Annotated in this window: 9 protein-coding genes; all 9 read left to right on the top strand. The window is 71.1% G+C overall.

Translation table 11 applies throughout. The annotated features are described in order from the left end of the window. Positions 1-472 precede the first annotated feature (472 nt). The 9 genes from BLW47_RS07280 to BLW47_RS07240 are packed head-to-tail and all read left to right on the top strand — an operon-like array spanning position 473 to position 19,596. Positions 473-3,559, top strand: coding sequence for a non-ribosomal peptide synthetase (locus BLW47_RS07280; protein ID WP_091553266.1), 3,087 nt, complete (start codon positions 473-475; stop codon positions 3,557-3,559). A gap of 1 nt (position 3,560) precedes the next feature. Further along, entirely contained in the window at positions 3,561-9,848 is a 6,288-nt protein-coding gene (locus BLW47_RS07275; protein WP_091553262.1) for a non-ribosomal peptide synthetase, read from the top strand. A 4-nt stretch (positions 9,849-9,852) separates the two neighbouring features. Beyond that, the gene (gene sbnA / locus BLW47_RS07270) at positions 9,853-10,839 is read left to right on the top strand and encodes a 2,3-diaminopropionate biosynthesis protein SbnA (protein WP_091553257.1); all 987 of its coding nucleotides are present in this window, start codon (positions 9,853-9,855) and stop codon (positions 10,837-10,839) included. Next, a complete protein-coding gene (sbnB, locus tag BLW47_RS07265) occupies positions 10,832-11,821 on the top strand; it encodes a 2,3-diaminopropionate biosynthesis protein SbnB (RefSeq protein ID WP_091553254.1) in 990 nt (329 codons plus the stop codon). The genes sbnA and sbnB overlap by 8 nt, the downstream gene beginning before the upstream one ends. A gap of 27 nt (positions 11,822-11,848) precedes the next feature. After that, complete coding sequence (gene lysA, locus BLW47_RS07260; protein ID WP_091553251.1) at positions 11,849-13,189, top strand: diaminopimelate decarboxylase; 1,341 nt, start codon at positions 11,849-11,851, stop codon at positions 13,187-13,189. Beyond that, positions 13,189-14,703 (top strand): amino acid adenylation domain-containing protein, encoded by a 1,515-nt coding sequence (locus BLW47_RS07255; protein WP_091553247.1) that lies wholly within the window; start codon positions 13,189-13,191, stop codon positions 14,701-14,703. The genes lysA and BLW47_RS07255 overlap by 1 nt, the downstream gene beginning before the upstream one ends. Beyond that, positions 14,703-16,424 carry an ABC transporter ATP-binding protein gene (locus BLW47_RS07250; protein WP_091553243.1) on the top strand — a complete coding sequence of 574 codons (1,722 nt, stop codon included), beginning with the start codon at positions 14,703-14,705 and terminating at the stop codon, positions 16,422-16,424. The genes BLW47_RS07255 and BLW47_RS07250 overlap by 1 nt, the downstream gene beginning before the upstream one ends. Beyond that, positions 16,421-18,196 carry an ATP-binding cassette domain-containing protein gene (locus tag BLW47_RS07245; protein ID WP_091553239.1) on the top strand — a complete coding sequence of 592 codons (1,776 nt, stop codon included), beginning with the start codon at positions 16,421-16,423 and terminating at the stop codon, positions 18,194-18,196. Before BLW47_RS07250 ends, BLW47_RS07245 begins: the two co-directional genes overlap by 4 nt. After that, a complete protein-coding gene (locus tag BLW47_RS07240) occupies positions 18,193-19,596 on the top strand; it encodes a condensation domain-containing protein (protein ID WP_091553234.1) in 1,404 nt (467 codons plus the stop codon). The genes BLW47_RS07245 and BLW47_RS07240 overlap by 4 nt, the downstream gene beginning before the upstream one ends. Positions 19,597-19,607 lie beyond the last annotated feature (11 nt).

Genomic DNA, 19,607 nt, shown 5'->3' with positions numbered 1-19,607 from the left:
CCCCGTTTAATCTCACTGCTCGCTTGGTGAGACCCAGGGATCGTACCCCGGCCTCCGCGGTTCTGCCACCCCGTACGCAGCGCTCTCGCTACCTGTCTCCAACCTAGCTGTGTTGATGCCTGTCTACCTCTAGTGAGACTGCATAACTGGCTCCGCGACGCGCGTCCGAAAGACTCGAGTCAATGAGTATTAGCACCGCCTCGGACCAGGGAAAACGGCTCGGTGGTCCCACCTGCCGGCCCCTTGTTGTCCCGCTGCCGGCCGCCCGGGAGCCGAGATCACGGGGTTGCCACGCCAGCGCGCTTTAGCTAGGGTCGACGCCGGACTGTCCCGAATGGCACATCACCAGGGGTCCCGTTAATCGCGGTCCGGCGTCGATGTTTGGAAGCCATTCTGATCGACGGCCGGGCATGTATTATTGCGCTCCGATGTTGGCATACACGGGGAGATATCGGATGAGAAGTTTCGCCGGATGAGGGATGTCTCATCCATAGGAGAGCTCTTCGTCGGTCAGGTGACCCGAAATCCAGAGGCCCTGGCAGTGACTCAGGGTGACGATGTTCAGCTCACCTACCGTGAGCTTTACCATCGGGCCCGTGGTGTGGCCGACGAACTGACGAGTCAGGGGGTCTGCCCCGGGAGTCTGGTCGGCATCGTGATCGACCGGTCGATCGACGCGGTCGCGGCAATGGTCGGTGTGACCCTCGCCGGCGCGGCGTACGTGCCGCTGAGCCCGCGGGAACCGGCGGCGCGACTGCGCCGGATCGACGCACTGGCCGGTTTGCGGCACATGCTGGTCGGGTCGGCCGAAGCCCGCGATCAGGTCAGGGACACACTGTCCGGCCGCTGCCCGGTCACCGACGTCACCGGCATCCCGGCCGGATCCCGGTCGGTCGAGCCTTCAGCGGGCTCCGCCTCCCGGCTCGCCTACGTCATGTTTACCTCGGGCACCACCGGCACGCCGAAGGGCGTGATGGTGGAGCACCGCGGGGTCGTCCGGCTGGTCACCGGCACCGACTACGCGCCCTTCGGTCCCGACCAGCGGATCCTGCACGGCGCCGCGCTGGAGTTCGACGCCGCCACCTTCGAACTGTGGGGTGCGCTGCTCAACGGCAGCAGCCTGCACGTGATCTCCGATGAGGCGCTCGTCGTCCCCTCCGAGCTCGGCGCACTCCTTCGCGCCCGGCAGATCACCATTGCCTGGTTGACCGCGCCGTTGTTCCATCAGATCGTCGACGAGGCGCCGGCCGAGCTGGCCACCCTCGACACCTTGATCACCGGCGGCGATGTGGTGTCGGCGGCGCACGTCCGGCGGCTGCGGGCGATTAGTCCGGGGCTGAGGCTGATCAACGCTTACGGTCCCACCGAGAACACAACGTTCTCCACCGTGTATCCGGTGCCGGCCGACGTGCCCGACCCCCTGCCGATCGGCCGGCCGATCCGCGGCACCACGGCCCTGGTCGTCGGTGACGACGGGGCCCCGGCGCCGGACGGGACCGAGGGTGAGCTTTGGGTCGGTGGCTCCGGCCTGGCCCGCGGTTATCTCGGCGACCCGGTCCTGACCGCCGAGCGGTTCGTGGTGCGCGACGGCGCCCGCTGGTATCGCACCGGCGACCGCGTGGGCCGGCGGGCCGATGGCGTGCTGCTCTTCCACGGCCGCACCGACGACCAGGTCAAGATCTCCGGGCGGCTCGTGCAGCCGCGCGGGGTGGATGCGGTGCTGCTCCGGCTGCCCGGTGTGCGATCGGCGTGGACCCGGGTGTTCGACACCCCGGGGACGGGCCCGCGACTGGTGTCCTACGTGGTCGGTCCGGTTGAGCCTGAGGCCGTCCTGGTTCAGCTGCGTGCCCAACTGCCGCCCTACCTGTGCCCGCAGCGCGTGGTGGTGCTGCCCCGCCTGCCGCTCGGGCCGGCCGGCAAGGTCGACTGGCGGGCGCTGCCCGATCCCGGCCGCGGCGACGCGGGGTCCGTTCCGGCCGACCGGCCGGGCCGCCTTCCCGGGAACGACCCGCACACCACGTCGAGTGCCCTCGCCGGTTTGTGGGCCGAGATCCTCCAGGTACCGACGTCCGACATCGGTCCGGCGTCCTCATTCGTCGGGCTCGGCGGGGATTCTCTGGCATTCGGCCGTCTGGCCGGCCGCATCGCCCGCCGCCTCGGCGTCGAGGTGCCGCTCGGCGCACTGATGGCCGTCCGCGACCTGGCCGAGATGACCAGCCTGATCGACCGAGCGGGCGTCGCCGCCCGGCCCAGGCCCGCGCCGGCCACGGCCGGCCTGCACCCGGCGCAGCGCGCGCTCTACACCCGGTGGCTGACCGACCCCGATTCCCTGGCGTACAACATCCCGTTTCGGATTGACCTGCGTGGACCGGTGGACCCGGATCGGGTGCGCGACGCAATGTCGGCGGTGGTCCCGCGGCACGACGTGTTCGATGGCCGCTTCGAACTGTCCGCGGAAGGCCCACGCCGGGCGATCGGCGAATCGGCGCCGCCGACGTTCGAATATCTTCCCCGGCCGATGGCCGGCGACGACGCGCCGTTCGTCCGGCCGTTCGCGCCCAGCGACTCCCCGCTGGTGCGGGCCCGGCTCGTCCGGCTCGGGCCGGATCGGCACGAGCTCTACATCGATGTTCACCATGTCGTGTTCGACGGGATCTCGCTGTCGCTGTTCGTCGAGGACTTCCTCGGCGAATACGCCGGGACGACTCGGCCGGCGTCCGCGCCGACCTACCGGGAGGCCACCGACCGGCACACCCAGCGGCTGGCCGCCGACCCGTACGGCGACGCCGTGTTCTGGGCGGGCGTGTTCCGGGAGCCGCCACCACGCCTCGCTCTGCCCTACGACCGACCGTTGCCGGCCCGTCGCGACGACCGCGGCGGGGTGGTACGGCGGACTCGGCCGGTCGAACGATCAGCCGCCGTCGACGCCCTCGCCCGCCGCCGGGGCACCACGCCGTTCACCGTGCTGTTCGCCGCGTACGTGACCTTGCTGGCCCGCATCGCGAAGGCCACCGACATCGCGGTCGGCGTGCCGATGCACGGCCGGGTGGATCCCGCCTTCGAGCGCACCGTCGGCATGTTCGTCAATACCGTGTGCCTGCGCGTGGAGGTGCCGGCCGGCGCCACCGTGGCCGAGCTGCTGGCCGAGGTCGACCGCCGGCGCCGCGCCGCGTTGGACCACCAAGCCTACCCTTTCGACGTGCTGATCGACCGGCTGGGCTGGCACCGGGATCCGGCGCGTACGCCGCTGTTCGACGTGTTCTTCGCGCTGCACGCGATCCCGATGTATGAATTCCGGTCCGGCGCGCTGACCGCCTCGGTCGACCTGCTGCCGACCGGACACGCGCGTTTCGACCTCAACCTGCAGGTTCATCCGATGCCCGGCGCGCTGGTCGTCGACCTCGAGTACGCGTCGGCCGTCTTCGACCGGGACACCGCGAGCCGCCTGCTCGACGAGTATCTGGCCGTGCTGGACGAGATCGTCGACGACCCGGACGTCGTGGTCCACCGCCGCGTGCCGGTGCCCGATCTTCCGGCATTCGATTTCGAGGACCGTTGAGATGACGATCGATGCAGGCGGCGGGGTGTCGGCGCTCTCCCGTGACCGGCTGCCCGACGGCGGTCCGGCTCGGTTCGCGCACGTCGAGCATGTCCACGACGAGGGGGTCGCCGCGGCGCTGACCAGGCTCACCCGGTCCGATCGCGCCCTCGCGCGGTTGGTCGCGCTGGTCGCCGCGGCCGTGACCGCGGCCCGGGCCACCGGAGCCGGCACCGTGTTCGTGCTCGCCGCCGGCCCTCGTCCCGCCGACCCGGTGACGGCGATCAGCGTGCCCGTGCCGGCCGGTGACACCTTCGCGGTGCGGCTCGTCGCGCTCAGGGCGGCGATGCTCGAGGCGGCTCTCGGGCCGGCGACCGCGGACTTCGCGGTGTCGGTCGACGGCGAGGTGACGTCCGACGCGGCCGCGGTCGCCGGTGCGGTGGCGTTGTTCGAGGTGGGGACCGGCGATCCGGCCCGCGTCCGCCTCACCTACCGCTGCGATCTGCTGACCGAGGATACCGGCCGCCGCCTGCTCGACGGTTTCGCCGCCGCGAGCGCGGCCGCCGCGCTCGACGTCCAGAGGACGATCGGCGCGTTGCTGGCGGCCACCCCAGACGAGCTGGCGGTCGTCGCCTCGGCCAACGACACCGCGACGCCGTTCCCCGACGATGCCGTGCTGCACGGGTTTCTGCGCGCGGCGGCCGAGCGCAGTCCCGGCTCGCGTGCCGTCCTCGACGCCGGCCTGACCTACGGCGAACTCGACCGGCGGGCCGACCAGCTGGCCCACCGGCTGGGTGAATGCGGCGTGGGCCGAGGCGACGTCGTCGGCGTCAGCGTGCCCCGATCGGCCGGCTTCATCGTGGCGGTCCAGGCCGTGCTGCGGGCCGGCGCCGCCTACCTCCCGCTGGACCCGGCCGCGCCGGTCGCGCGGCGGGAGACGATGCTGCGTCAGGCCTCGGTGCGAGCGGTGGTGACCGGTGCGGCCGGCGCGGGACCGGCGCCGGCGGGCATCGTCGAGGTTCCGCTCGACGACGAGTCGATCTGGACCGGGCCGTCCACCGCCCCGGCGGTGACGGTCGGACCGGACGACCTGTGTTACGTGATTTTCACGTCCGGCTCAACCGGACGCCCTAAGGGCGTCGGCGTGAGCCACCGGGCCGTGGTCAACCGGCTGAACTGGATGCAGCGGACGTTCCCGCTGACCGGCGACGACGTCATCCTGCACAAGACCTCGACGAGTTTCGACGTGTCGGTGTGGGAGCTGTTCTGGTGGTCGATCGCCGGAGCGGCGGTGGTGACGCTGCCCGAGGGCGACGAGCGCGACCCCGCCCGGATCGCTGCCTGTATCGCTGCGGACCGGGTGACCGTGACCCACTTCGTGCCGTCGATGCTGGGCGCCTTCACCGACTATCTCGAATCGGCCGGCGGAGGCGACTCTCTCGGCTCGCTGCGGTGGGTCTTCGCCAGCGGCGAGTCGCTGAACGCGCGTCAGGTGGCGGGCTTCCGCGACACGGTCGCCGCCGCCGGCGACGCCCGGCTCATCAATCTGTACGGCCCGACCGAGGCCGCCATCGATGTGACGGTGCAGGACACCACCGATCTGCGGCTGGACCGGCCGATCCCGATCGGGCGGCCGATCGACAACATTCAGCTGCACGTGCTCGACCGGACCGGCGCACCGGCTCCGCTCGGCGCTCCGGGTGAGTTGCACATCGGCGGCGTGGGCCTGGCCCGCGGCTATCTGGGTGACCCGACGCTCACGGCCGCCGCGTTCGTACCCGATCCGTTCGCTGCGGGCGAGCGGCTCTATCGCACCGGCGACCTCGCCCGGTGGACCGCCGACGGCACGCTGGAGTTCCTGGGCCGGATCGACCACCAGGTCAAACTGCGCGGATACCGGATCGAGCTCGGCGAGATCGAGCACGTCGCGGCCCAGGTGCCGGGCGTGGGCCAGGCGGCCGCCGTCGTGCTCGGTGAGTCGGACGCCGCCCGGCTCTGCCTCTATCTGGCGGCCAAGGCGTCGGTGCTTGGCGCGGTCCGAGCCAAGCTGGCGGCCACGCTTCCGGCGTACATGGTGCCGGCGTCCATCGTGGCCGTGCCGGCCATCCCGACCGGCCGCAACGGCAAGCGCGACCTGTCCGCCCTGCCCCGCCCGGCCGGCGACGCGGTCTGGGAGGCGCCGCGCGATGACCGGGAACGGCTGCTGGCCGAGGTCTGGCAGGCCGCCCTGGGGGTGGAGAAGGTTGGCATCCGGGACAACTTCTTCGCCCTGGGCGGCGACTCGATCCGGTTCATCTCGGTGCTCGCCGCACTGCGCTCGGCCGGGCTGGACCTCACCTTCCAGCAGATGTTCGCCTATCCGACGATTGCCGAGCTGGCCGGGCTCCTGCAGTCGAGCCCGGCAGCCGAACCGGTGGCCGTGCCGTATCGGCTCGTTCCCGGCGCCGACCGCGCCCAGCTTCCGCCGGGCGTCGAGGACGCCTACCCGTTGAGCGTGTTGCAGGCGGGAATCCTGTACGAGTGCGCGGCCGGCGACGACGACCTCTACCATGACGTCGCCACGTTCCGGGTGGCCGGAGAGCTCGACCCGGATCGGTTCGCCGCCGCGGTCGACGCGTTGGTGGCGCGGCATCCGATGCTTCGGACGTCGCTGCACCCAAGCGGATACAGTCGGCCGTTGCAGCTGGTGCATCAGGCCGTCGCCCGTCCCCTCACCATCGTCGACCTACGCGACGCCCGGCCGGACGTCGTCGACCATTCGGTGGCCGGTCTGGTTTCGGCCGAGCTGGCTCGTCCGATCGAGCTGGAGCGGCCCGGCCCGTTGCGGATCATCGTGCACCGGTGCGACGGCGAGTACTTCGTCCATCTGAGTTACCACGCCGCCGCACTGGACGGCTGGAGCGTGAGCACACTCGTCCGGGATCTGTTCGCCGCGTACGCCGGAGCTGGTACGCAGGCTCCCGACGGCCCCGGCTACGACCGCTTCCTCGAGCTGGAACAGGCGGCCGAGCGCGACCCGGCCCACCGCGACTTCTGGTCCGGCCTGCTTGCCGTTGGCGCACCCAGCCAGTTGCCGCGCCTGGGGGCCGACCCGGAAGCGCCGTCCCTGGTGATGCACGAGGCGGTTGTGCCGGGCGCGTTGTCCGACGCGGTCGTGCGGCTGGCCGGGGACCTGCGCGTACCGGTGAAGTCGGTGTTGCTCGCCGCGCATGCGGCCGTGTTGTCGTTCGTCACCGGCGAGGACGACGTGCTCACCGGCTACGAGCACAGTGGCCGCGTCGAGGAGCACGGCGGTGAGTCGGTCGCCGGGCTGTTCCTCAACACCGTGCCGTTCCGGGTCACGGCCGGCGGCGCCTGGCGCGACCTCGTCCAGGCGGTGTACGCGGCCGAGTCGCGCCTGCTGCCCTACCGCCGATACCCGATGGCGCGCATGCTCCGTGACCAGAACCGGCGCGAGCCGCTGTTCGAGACGGTCTTCAACTTCACCCACTTCCATGTGCTGCGCGAACTGCGCGACACGTGGGGCATCGAGCCGCGCCGCTTGGCGATCTTCAGCCGCACCGGCCACCCGTTCCGGGCCGAGTTCTGGCAGGACGCCGTCGCCGACGACGTGGGCTTCGCGCTTCACTACGACGGGCGGCAGTTCACCGCCGGTCAGATCGAGCGGTACGCCGGCTACTACATCCGTGCGCTCGAACTGATGACAGCAGCGCCGGAAGCCGACATCCGGTCCATGACGCTGATGAGTGCGGCGGAGCAGCGCTTCCTGGCCGACGCCCGGAGCGGTCCTCGCGTCCCGCTCGGCGACGAGACGGCGGTCGACCTGATCGCCCGGTGGATCCGGGAGCGGCCCGGGGAGGTGGCCGTCTCCTGCGGCTCGGCCTCCCTCACCTATGCGCAGCTCGATCGGCGGGTCGATCAGGTCCAGGCGCTGCTCGCCGGCGCCGGGGTGAGTGCCGGCGACGTGGTGGCGATCCCCATGCGCCGCGGCCTCGACTGGGCCGTCTCGGTGCTGGCGGTGCTGCGTCGTGGCGCGGTCTATCTGCCGATGGAGCCCGACGACCCGATCGAGCGGCTGCGCGGCATGCTGGACCGGGCCGGTGGCCGGCACGTGCTGACCACCGCCGGGCTGGGACAGCGCCTGACCGGCCTGGGCGCTCAGCGCCTGTTCGTCGAGGACGCTCCAGTCGATGCCCCGGTGGCGGCGACCCGCCCGGCGCGCCCGGACGACGTCGCGTACATCATCTTCACCTCGGGCTCGACCGGCCTTCCGAAGGGGGCCGTGGTGAACCACCGCGGCATGCTCAACCACCTCCGGTCCAAGGTCGAGGATCTTGCGCTCACCGGCCGCGACCGGATCGCCCAGCTCGCCCCGGCGTGCTTCGACATCTCGGTCTGGCAGCTGCTGGCCGCGTGGCTGGTCGGTGGCCGCACGGTGATCTACCCGGACGACGCGGTCCGCGACCTGGGCGCCATCCCCGGTGGGCTGACCGCCGACGCCGTGACCGTGGCCGAGACGGTGCCCTCCTATCTGGACGCGCTGCTCGAGACGGCCGCCCCCGCCGGCTGGCCCGACCTGCGCTACATGCTGGTCACCGGCGAGGCGCTGCCGGTGCAGCTGGTGTCGGACTGGTTCGCCCGCTACGAGATCCCGTTGGTCAACGCGTACGGTCCGACCGAGGCCTCGGACGACGTGACCCACCACGTGATGCGCGGACCGGTCCGGGGTGACCGGGTGCCGGTCGGCCGGCCGATCCGCAACACCGCCATCCACGTGGTCGGGCCCGATGGCCGGCCCATGCCGACCGGCTCGTTCGGCGAGGTGTGGGTTACCGGGGCCGGCGTCGCGTACGGCTACATCAACGACCCGGGCCGCACCGCCGCAGTGTTCGGACCCAACCCGTACGACGACCTGTCGCCCGTGCTCTACCGCACCGGTGACATCGGCCGCTACCTGCCCGACGGCACGATCGACGTGGCCGGGCGCGACGACTACCAGGTGAAGATCCGCGGCTATCGCATCGAGCTGACCGAGGTGGAGTCGGTGCTCGCCGCTCAGCCGGGCGTGGCCAACCCGGTCGTCATCGTGGCCCGCACGGGCGACCAGCCGCGTCTCGTCGCCTTCCACACCGGCCCGGCGGGCGACGACGACCCCGAGGTCGTGGCCGGCCTCGCCGCCCGGCTGCCGCACTACATGGTGCCGGACCGGCTCGTCGCCCTGCCCGCGTTGCCCCTGACCGCCAACGGCAAGATCGACCGGCCGGCGCTGACGCTCCGGGCTCCGGCGCCGGCGCAGGCAGGCCATGAACCGGCCGCCACGGCGTACGAGGCCGAGATGATCGCGCTGTTCGCCGAGGTGCTCGGGCTGCCGGTCGACCAGGTCGGCGCGACTGACAGCTTCTTCGACCTCGGCGGTCATTCGCTCGCCGCGATGCGGGTGGCGGCCCGGCTCGGCGGCCTCGGGCATGTCGCCGAGTTGATCCGCCATCCGGACGCGCGGTCATTGTGCCGCCGGCTGGCCCGACCGCACGAGAGCGCGCTGCTGGCCGAGATGGTCGGGGTGACCGGTGACCGTGGCGCCGGCCGTGACGCGCTGGTCTACGTGCCGTTCGCGGCGGGCGGCGTGGTCACCGCCGTGCTGCTGGCCCGGGCGGCCTCGGCCCGACCCGATCCGGTGCCTACCTACGCGGTCGACCTCCCGGCCCGCGCCGCGGGCGACGAGCACACCCATCCGGGGGTCGCCGCGCTGGCCGACCGCCTAGCGGCCGAGTTGTGCGCCACCGCCGCGGACCGGATCACCATCGTCGGTCACTCGGCCGGCACGGCTCTCGCCCTGGCCACCGCGCTGGCCCTGCAACGGCTCGGCCGCCCGGTCCGGCACCTGATGTTGGTCGGCAAGGTCCTCGGCGAGGCGGACCGCACCGGAGCGGTCGACGACATGGTCGGGCTGGGCGACACCGATGCGGTCGGCTGGCTGGTTCGCAACACCGGTTTCGCCTGGGCCGAACACCTCTCCGCCGCGGACCGCCGGGATCTGGCGACAGCCCTGCGGGCCGACGTGGTGTCCGCCCGGGCCTATCTGGCCACGGTGCTCCGCGACCCGGCGGCTCACCGGCTGACCGCTCCGACCACCGTGGTGCTCGCGGCGGACGACCCGGTCACCACCGGCCGGGAAGCGGCCGCCGCCGACTGGGCCGAACTGGCTGCGGACCTGCGCACCGTGGTGATCGAAGACGGCGGCCACTACCTCCAGTCCACCCGTCCGGAAGCGCTCGTCGACCTGGCGCTCGCGCAATTCGAGGGGAAGTGACGCGATGCTGGTCGGATCGCCGCTCCAGGGCGCCATTGCCCGGCACTACGCCGAACTGCCCGGTTTCCTGCCGCACGCGAGCACCTTCGTGAAGCTCGAGGGTCTCACCGTCACCGGCTCCATCAAGCACCGCACCGCACTGTCGATGCTCGACGCGCTGGAGAGCGCGGGCCGGATCGGACCCGGGTCCGAGCTCATCGAGTCGACCTCGGGCAACCTCGGCGTCGCGCTAGCCTCGATCTGCGCCGCCCGCGGATACCGGATCACCCTGGTCACCGACCCGAACGCGAACGTCCAGAGCGTGCGCTACATGCGTGCGCTCGGCGCCGAGATCGTCATCGTGGACACACGCGACGGGTACGACGGCTACCTGCACAACCGGATCGCATACATCCAGCGGCGCTTGGCCGAGTCGCCCACGCTCGTCTGGCCCAACCAGTACGCGAGCACGGCCAATATCGAGGCCCACCGGCTCGGCACCGGCGCCGAGATCGTCGCCGAGTTCGGCCGGCCGGACTGGCTGTTCGTCTCGGTCGGCAGCTCGGGGACGCTGATGGGGCTGGTCGCCCACATGCGGGAGATCGGCGCGGCCACCGAAGTGATCGGCGTCGACGTGGTCGGCTCGATCGTCTTCGGCGGCGCCGCCGGCCCACGCCGGTTGCCCGGCGCCGGAGCGAGCCGCCGGCCGGAGATCTTCACCGACGACGGCTCGTTCCGCAAGATCACCGTCCCGGAGGCGGAGGCCGTCCGCATGTGCCGGCGGGTGGCTCGACGGCACGGCCTGCTGCTCGGCGGATCCTCCGGACTCGTCTTGGCCGCGGCCAGCGCCCTCTCGTCGTCGATCGCGCCCGGCAGCACGGTGCTGGTGGTCTCGCCGGATATGGGCGAGCGCTATCTGGAGACGGTCTACGACAACAGCTGGGTGAGCCGGAACTTCGGCCCGGACCTGCTCGACAACGAAGCCCCGGAAGGATTTTCCGCCCATGACTGACTTCACGGCGATACCGCGCACGGTCGTCGACGCCGCACTGGAGAACAACGAAAAGGCAGTGCTGACCCGCGTCGAGCAGGCCTACCGTGCCCATGCGGCGGGCTGGACCGTGAACCCCGACAGCCACTTCCTGCGGTTTCCGGCTAAGCCGGACTCGCGGATCATAGCGCTCCCGGCGTTCATCGACGGCGACGAGCCGGTCGTCGGCATCAAGTGGATCTCCAGCTTCCCGGCCAATCACCGGCGCGGGCTCGATCGCGCCTCCGCCGTCCTGATCCTCAACGACTACGAAACCGGATATCCTGTCGCAGTCCTCGAGTCGGCCGCGATTAGCGCTGCCCGCACGGCGGCCTCGGCCGCCCTCGCCTGCGATCGCCTGGACGGGGCGGCGGCCAGTACCGTCGGGGTCGTCGGCTGCGGAGTGATCGCCCGCGCCACATTGCGTTTTCTGGCCGAGGTCGGCGTGCCGATGACCGGCGTGACGGCGTTTGACCTGGACCGGTCCGCGGCCACCGGGCTCGCCGCGGCGATCGAGGGGCGGGGGGCCCGCACGAGCGTGGCCGCCTCGATCGACGAGGCCCTCACGGCCGACGTCGTGGTGCTCACGACCACCGCCGGCACGCCGCACATCGGCCCGGACCAGGCCTTGCGGCCCGGGCAGATCATCCTGCATCTGTCGCTGCGCGACCTCGCCCCGGAACTGCTGCTCCGGGCCAACAACGTCGTCGACGACATCGATCACTGCCTCAAGGCGAACACCTCGCCGCACCTGGCCGAGCAGTTGACCGGCAACCGCGACTTCATCAGCGGTGACATGGCCGCCCTGCTGGACGGCTCGGTGACCCTCGACCCCGGGCGGCCCACGGTCTTCTCTCCGTTCGGCATGGGGATCCTCGACCTCGCCGTCGGCGCCTTCGTCCTCGAGGACGCCCGGCGGCACGGCCGGGCCACCGTTCTGCCGGATTTCTTCGCCGGCGCCTGAGAGCCCCCGTTCAGCCAGAAGGAAACCATGATCTCAATCGACACACCCGCGCTGCCGTACGGCGCCAACGGGCTCCAGCCGAAGCTGTGGTCGCGGCACACCGTCCGCCGTCCGGACGGCGTCGTCACGATCGGCGGCGTCGCCCTGACCGACCTCGCCGAGCAGTACGGGACGCCGGCCTACGTCTACGACGAGGCCGAGTTCCGGCTCCGCTGCGACGAGTTCCGCCGCGCGTTCCACGACTTCGACGTCTACTATGCGGGCAAATCGTTCCTCTGCCGGGCGGTGGCGCGCTGGGTGGCCGAATCCGGAATCGGCCTCGACGTCTGCACCGAGGGCGAGCTGCGGCTGGCGCTGTCGGCGGGGTTCCCGGCCGAACGGATCGTCCTGCACGGCAACAACAAGTCCGCCGTCGAGCTCGAACTTGCGGTCGAGCATCACGTGGGCCGCATCGTGGTGGACTCCTTCGACGAGATCGAGCGGCTGACCACCCTGGCCGCCGATCGCGGCGTATGCCCCCCGGTGCTGGTGCGGGCGACGGTCGGCGTGCGACCGGACACCCACGACAACATCGCCACCGCCCACGAGGACCAGAAATTCGGCTTCTCGGTCGCATCGGGCGCCGCGGCGGACGCGGTCGAGCTGATCCATGCCGGCGGCGTACTCGACCTTCGTGGTCTGCACATCCACCTCGGCTCGCAGATCTTCGGCACCCGCGAGTACGAGTTCGGGATCCGGTGCGCCGTCGAGTTGCTGGCCGAGCTGGCCAAGGCCGGCGACGAACTGCCCGAGCTGAGCCTCGGCGGCGGGTTCGCCATTGCCTACATCCCGGACCAGACGGCGTTGCCGGTCACCGAGCTGGCCGAGCGGCTGAGGAGCGCGGTAGGCGACGCCTGCCGCGCGGCCGGGATTCGCGTCCCCCGCCTGGCCGTCGAGCCGGGCCGGGCGATCAGCGGACCGTCCGGCGCCACCGTCTACCGCGTCGGGACGATCAAACACCTGCCCGGCCTGCGAACCTACATCGCGGTCGACGGCGGGATGAGCGACAACATTCGTCCACCGCTGTACGACGGCGTCTATGTTGCGGTCGTCGCCGGCCGTGACGTGGATGGCGACGACACCCCGGTGCGGGTGGTCGGCCGGCACTGTGACGCGGGGGACGTCGTCGTCCGCGACGACGTGCTGCCTAGCGGGGTGCGCCTGGGCGACCTGCTGGCGGTGCCGGGAACCGGGGCCTACTGCCGCAGCCTCAGCAACAACTTCAATCACGTGCCGCGCCCGCCGGTCGTCGCCGTCCTCGACGGCCAGGCTCGGCTCATCGTCCGGGGCGAGACGTTCGACGACCTGTTCGGGCTGGATGTGGGTTGATGGGCGCGCCTTCCTCGCTTCCCGCCCGTTTCGCCGCGACGCGGAACCTGTACCCGGACCGCCCGGCCGTCGTCCTGGGCGGCCAGGTCCTCTCCTACGCCCAGCTCGACGAGGCCGCTCGCGCGCTCGCCGCCGAGTTGGTCGGCCGCGGCGTGCGCCGCGGTGAGCTCGTCGGGCTTCAGGTGACCCGGTCGGCCGATCTGCCGGTCGCGATCCTCGGCATCATGATGGCCGGCGCCGCCTACCTGCCGCTCGACCCGCAGCTGCCGATCGCGCGGCTGCGCCTGATGGCCGAGGAGGCCGAGGTCCGTTGCCTGGTCGGCGCGATGACCGACGACCTCGGGTCGGGCATCGCCCATCGGGTGCCGGTCCAGGGCCACCCGGCGAACCCCGGATTCCGGCCGGTGGACCTCGAGCCCGGGGACCGCGCCTACGTCATCTACACCTCGGGATCCACCGGGCGGCCGAAGGGCTGCGTCATCACTCACGGAAACGTGCTCAGCCTGCTCGACGCGGCGCTGCCGCTGTTCGATGTCGGCCCGGAGGATCGGTGGAGCCTGTTCCACTCGATCAACTTCGACTTCTCCGTCTGGGAGCTGTGGTCGCCCCTGATCACCGGCGGCGCGGTGGTCGTCGTGAACGCGATGGCCGCGCTGGACCTGGAGGAGTTCGTCGACGTATTGGCCGTCGAACGCGTGTCGGTGCTGTGCCAGGTGCCGTCGGTGTTCCGGGCGCTCGCCCGGGCTCACGAGGGGGCCGGTCGGCCGGAGCTGGCGTTGCGCTACCTCATCTTCGGCGGCGAGGTGGTCGACCTCGACGTCACCGCGGCCTTCCTGGACGGATTGCCGGGCGACCGCCCGGTCGCAGTGAACATGTACGGGATAACCGAGACCACCGTCCACGTCACCTTCAAGGAACTCGACCGGGAGACGCTGGTCGGAACCGTCCGATCGCCCATCGGGCGGCCGCTGCCGCACCTCGACGTCACGCTGCGCGATGAAGCCGGCGTCGAGGTGGCGGCCGGTGAGATAGGCGAGATGTGGGTGTCCGGCAGCGGGGTCGGCGCGGGCTACCTGCGGCGCGACGATCTGACGGCGGAGCGGTTCGTGGCCGTCGGCGGCGTGCGGCACTACCGGTCCGGCGACCTGGCTCGCCGGTTGCCCGGCGGTGAGCTCGACTATGCCGGCCGGGCCGACCGTCAGGTGAAGGTGCGCGGGTTCCGCATCGAGCTGGGGGAGATCGAGTCGGTCCTGCGTCAGTGCACCGGCGTACGGGATGCGGTCGTCGACGTGCGCACCGGGCACGACGGCCACTTCCTCATCGGCTACGTCGTGGCCGACCACGATTTGGACGTCCGCCAGATCAAAGCCGAGTGCGGGCGGCTGCTATCCGCACACATGATTCCCAGCCGGTACCAGCGGATCGCCGAGATCCCTGTCACCGCCTCCGGAAAGCTCGACCGCGCGGCGCTAGCCGGGGCGGCCTACAGCCACGCCCGAGGAGAGGCAGTTTGATGGCCAGGCACCGCGAACTCTTCAGCCGGTACGTGCGCCCGCAATGGCCGCGGCTGATCGTGCTGACCGTGCTGTTGTTCGGCAACATCGCGATCGAGCTGATCGCGCCGCTTTGGGTAAGCCGGTTCATCGACGGCGTGCAGTCCGGGGCGACCAACAGCGCGCTGATCACCATCGCCATCCTGTTCATGGTGTTCACCGCGGCGCGCCCGATCGTGATGGGCATCGCCGGTTACCTCAGCGAGGACGTCGGCTGGCGGTCGACCAACCGCCTGCGTACCGACCTCGTCCGCCACTGCCTCAACCTGGATCTGTCGTTCCACCGCAAGCACACGCCGGGCGAACTCATGGAACGGGTGGACGGGGACGTCTCCGAACTCGCCGAGTTCCTGTCGTTCTTCGTGTTCGGGGTGGTCGGCCGGGCGCTGCTGTCGGTCGGCATCATCGTCATGGCCTTTCTCGTCGACTATCGCATCGGCTTGACCCTGCTGGTGGCCGCGGCGGCCGTGCTGATCATTCTGCGGACCACCCAGCGACTCGCGGTGCCCAAGTCCCAGGCGCTGCGCGCGGCCAAGGCCGACATGTCGAGCTTCCTAGAGGAGCGTCTCGGCGGCCGGGAGACAATCCGTGCGAACGGCGGCCGTGACCACCTGTTCGACGAGATGGACGGCCGGATCGGAGTGCTGGTCCGGCGGACCCGCGACGCGATGGTCGCGTCCCGCTACTCGTCCAGCCTGCTGGAGCTGATGGTCGCGCTGTCGGCGGTGGCCGTGCTGGCCCTCGGCGCGTATCTGCTGCCCTCCAGCTCGATCACCCTCGGCGAGATCTATCTCGGCTACTACTACACGGACCTGCTCAGTCACAGCCTCATCGTCGTCACGATGCACATGGAAGGGCTCCAGCGGGCCAGCGCCGCCATCCGCCGGATCGGTGAGCTGACCGCGATCCAGCCGACGGTGGTGTCGGGCCCGGGCCATGAGCCCGACCGGGGCTCGCTCGACATCGAGTTCGAGAATGTCGACTTCGGCTACGGCGGCACGCAGCGGGCCCTCGACGGCGTCTCGTTCCGGCTGGCCGCCGGTCAGACGCTGGGCCTGCTCGGCCGGACCGGGAGCGGCAAGACGACCATTGCCCGGCTGATCTGCCGGGAACAGGATGCGACCGGCGGCGCCGTGAGGATCGGCGGCGCCGATATCCGGGACTACTCACTGCCCCAGCTCCGGGGGCTGGTGACCATGGTTACGCAGGATGTCCAGCTGCTCCATGCCACGCTGCGCGACAATCTGACCTTCTTCGACGACTCGGTTTCCGACGAGCGGCTCTTCGCCGCCTTGGACGAGCTCCAGCTGCGCAAGTGGTACGAGTCGCTGCCCGACGGCCTGGACACCGTGCTCGTCGACGGCGGTGGCTCGCTGTCGGCGGGAGAGGCCCAGCTGGTCGCATTGACCCGGGCGTTCCTCAACGATCCGGACGTCGTGGTGCTGGATGAGGCGTCGTCGCGGCTCGACCCGGCGACCGAGCGCCTCGTCGAAGCCGCCACCGGTCGCCTACTCGAGGGCCGCACGGGGGTGGTCGTCGCGCACCGGCTGAACACCGTCCGCACGCTGGACCACATCGCCGTCCTGGACCAGGGACGGATCCAGGAGATCGGGGAGCAGACCAAGCTGTCGGCCGACCCGACGTCGCGGTTCGCCACGTTGCTCGCGGGAGGTACGTCATGAGCCAGTTCAAGGCCACCTTCGCCCTGATCCGGCGCGCGCCGGGCTGGTTCGCCCTCAGCGCCCTGCTGCAGATCATGCGCAGCGTGTTCCCGCTCGTCCCGGCCCTGGTCGTCAGCATCGCGTTCGACCGGCTGGCCGAGGGCTCCGGACTGAACACCGGCATGTGGGTGCTGTTCGCGGTCCTCATCGGAGCCGTCTTGGCCCGCGTCGCATCACTTTTCGGTAGCGTGGCGGTGGACGGATGGACCGACAGCACGACCGGCGGACTGCTGATCCGTAACACCGTCGCCCGGATCTTCCGCCGGCCCGGCGCCGAGGCGCTGCCGCACTCGACCGGCTCCACCGTCAACCGGCTCACCACCGACTCGCAGACGGTCGCCGACATGATGGTGTCCACCATGGTGGTGGTCGGCTCGACCGCGCAGGCGTTGTTCGCCCTCGGGGTCATGGCCAGCGTCGACGTCGTCCTGACCGTCCTGGTCGTGGTGCCGGTGTTCGCCGCCGGCCTGCTCATCACCTTCACCAGCACGCAGATCAAGCGGCACTACGCGCGGAGCCGGGAGGCCGCGGGCGAGGTGAGCTCGATGCTGCGGGAGGTCTTCCGCGCGGTCCAGGCGATCAAGCTGGCTGACGGCGTCGACCGGGTGACCGACCGGGTCCGGGAGCTCAGCGAGACGCGCCGCGCGCGCACTTTGAAGAGCCGCCTGTTCTCCCAGGTCATGCTCGGTGCGGTGTTCAACAGCACCTCCGGCCTGGGAGCCGGGCTGGTGATGCTGCTGGCGGTGAGCCGACTGCGGGACGGCACACTCACCGTCGGTGGCATCGTCCTGTTCGTCTCCTACCTGGTCTGGATCACCGAGTTCACCACGTTGTTCAGCCAGAGCCTGGCCGAGTACAAGCAGGCCGCGGTGTCGATGACCCGGCTCGACGAGGTGGTCGACGACGGCGCCGACCTGGCTGCGCTGGTGGCCGCTCCGACGTCGCGCTCCGGCGTGGCCGCGGCGTCCCGCGATTCGTCGCCCGTCGGTCCGCTGATCCAGTTGTCCGCCCGGCAGCTGACTTACCGTCACCCGGGGTCCGATCGTGGTATCGACGGCGTGGACCTGGATGTCCGCCGGGGTGAGCTCGTCGTCGTCACCGGCGGCGTCGGCGCGGGCAAGACCACGCTGCTGCGGGTCCTGATCGGCGCCCTCGACCGGGACGCCGGCACGATCGAGTGGAACGGCGTCGAGGTGGACCGGCCGGCGGACGTGCTCATCCCGCCGCGGTGTGCCTACACCCCGCAGGTTCCCTACCTGATGACCGGTTCGGTGCGCGACAACATCACGGCCGGTGCCGACGTCACGGAGGCCGACATCGAACGGGCTGCGTACCTGTCGGTACTGGACGCCGATCTGGCGACCATGCCGGACGGGCTCGCCACCCGGGTCGGCCCCCGCGGCACCACGCTCTCCGGCGGCCAGGCCCAGCGGGTCGCGGCCGCCCAGATGCTGGTCCGCAACCCCGATCTGCTGGTGTTCGACGACATCTCCAGCGCGCTCGACGTGAACACCGAGCGCGAGTTGTGGCACCGGCTACGCGCCGACGGCGCCCGTACGTGCCTGGCCGTGTCGCACCGCGAGATCGCACTGGCCCAGGCCGACCGGGTGATGGTGCTGCGCGACGGCAAGCTGGTCGCGTCCGGTCGGTACGAGGACATCCGGGACTCCGTCCCGGAACTGTCCCTCCCGGACCCGGCCGATCTGGTCGACAATCTGGTGGCCGGCCAGTGAGCAACGGAACCGCACGCGGCGCGCGGCTGCTCCGGCGGTTGCACGAGATGGCCGCCGCCGGGCCGGCCTCGGTTGTCGGCGGCCTCGAACCGGCCCCGCTGACCGGCGCGCAGACCGGCCTGTGGGTGATCGACCAGCTCGATCCGGGCGCGTCGGACTACAACGTCCCGCAGGTGTATCGGTTCCGCGGCGCCCTCGACGCCGCGGCACTCGGCATCGCTCTGGACGCGACCATCGCCCGGCAGGCCGCGCTCCGCACGGTCTTCGACTTCGACGGTAACGAGACGGTGCAGCGGTTCGACGGGCCGGTCAACCCGCTGCGGATCGTCGATCTCACGCACCTGCGCGGAGCCGAGCAGGACGCGGAACTGCGGCGCGAGCTCGACACCGAGGCGACCGCCGGCTTCGATCTGGCGGCCGGTCCACTGATCCGGGCCGTGCTGGTCCGGCTGTCGTCGGCCGAGCACGTGCTGATGCTGAACATCCATCACATCGTTTTCGACGGCACCTCGGCCGGTGTCATGACCGGGGACCTGAGCGCGGCCTATCGCGCCGCGGTCACCGGCCGGCCGGTCGATCTGCCGCCGATCATCGAGACCTTTGCCGACTACGCGCGGTGGCATCACGACTGGCTGGCCGGTGCCGACTGCCGGCGGGAGCGCGACTACTGGCTGACCCGTCTGGCCGGCCGCCCGGCGCCCGTGGATCTGGCGACCAAACCGCGCCGCCGCAACGCCGCCGCGCCGGGCGAACCGGTGCAGCTGTGGCTTCCGGACACCGGCGACGGAATCGGTGACCTGGCCGCCACCTGCCACCGCTCCGGCGTCACCCGGTTCATGGTGTTGCTCAGCGCGCTGTCGGTCGCTCTGGCCCGACGGACCGGATGCCGCGACCTGCTGATCGCCACCCCGATGGTGAACCGCCCGCTGCCTTACACCCGGCACCTCGTCGGATATTTCGTCAACCTGGTGTTGCTGCGGGTCGACCTGAGCGGCGAACCTACCTACGGTGAGCTGCTTTGCCGGGCCCGCGACACCGTGGTGGCGGGCGCCGAGCACCAGACGTTCCCGTACTCGGAGGTGGTCGACCATCTCGAGCCGGACCGCGACGACACGGCGCCGCCGCTGGCTCCGGTGACGCTGGTGCTACAGGACGCGGCCTGGGACAGCGGCGGTGACTGGCCGGGGCTGGACGTGCAGTTCGAGGAGCAGATCGCGGACGGAACCGTGACCGACGTGACGCTCTCGGTCAGCCACCAGCCTGGGCAGTTGCACGTCGAGTTCAGCTTCCGCGGCGACATCTGCGACCGCGCCGACATAGAGGATCTCGCGACGGCCTTCCGGTCGGCGGTTGAGGAGTTCACCGCCGAACTCTCCCGGCCCGTCCCGCTCGGCGACTGACCGGCCGCCGG

Source organism: Micromonospora pattaloongensis (assembly GCF_900107255.1).
GTDB classification, from domain to species: Bacteria; Actinomycetota; Actinomycetes; order Mycobacteriales; family Micromonosporaceae; genus Micromonospora_I; species Micromonospora_I pattaloongensis.
Note: the sequence above shows the minus strand (reverse complement) of the source record. Positions and strands in the feature narration are given on the sequence as shown.

Excerpts from the sequence above, each read along its gene's own strand:
- BLW47_RS07280 (WP_091553266.1), top strand. The coding sequence starts at position 473 with ATGAGGGATGTCTCATCCATAGGAGAGCTCTTCGTCGGTCAGGTGACC.
- BLW47_RS07275 (WP_091553262.1), top strand. The coding sequence starts at position 3,561 with ATGACGATCGATGCAGGCGGCGGGGTGTCGGCGCTCTCCCGTGACCGG.
- sbnA (WP_091553257.1), top strand. The coding sequence starts at position 9,853 with ATGCTGGTCGGATCGCCGCTCCAGGGCGCCATTGCCCGGCACTACGCC.
- sbnB (WP_091553254.1), top strand. The coding sequence starts at position 10,832 with ATGACTGACTTCACGGCGATACCGCGCACGGTCGTCGACGCCGCACTG.
- lysA (WP_091553251.1), top strand. The coding sequence starts at position 11,849 with ATGATCTCAATCGACACACCCGCGCTGCCGTACGGCGCCAACGGGCTC.
- BLW47_RS07255 (WP_091553247.1), top strand. The coding sequence starts at position 13,189 with ATGGGCGCGCCTTCCTCGCTTCCCGCCCGTTTCGCCGCGACGCGGAAC.
- BLW47_RS07250 (WP_091553243.1), top strand. The coding sequence starts at position 14,703 with ATGGCCAGGCACCGCGAACTCTTCAGCCGGTACGTGCGCCCGCAATGG.
- BLW47_RS07245 (WP_091553239.1), top strand. The coding sequence starts at position 16,421 with ATGAGCCAGTTCAAGGCCACCTTCGCCCTGATCCGGCGCGCGCCGGGC.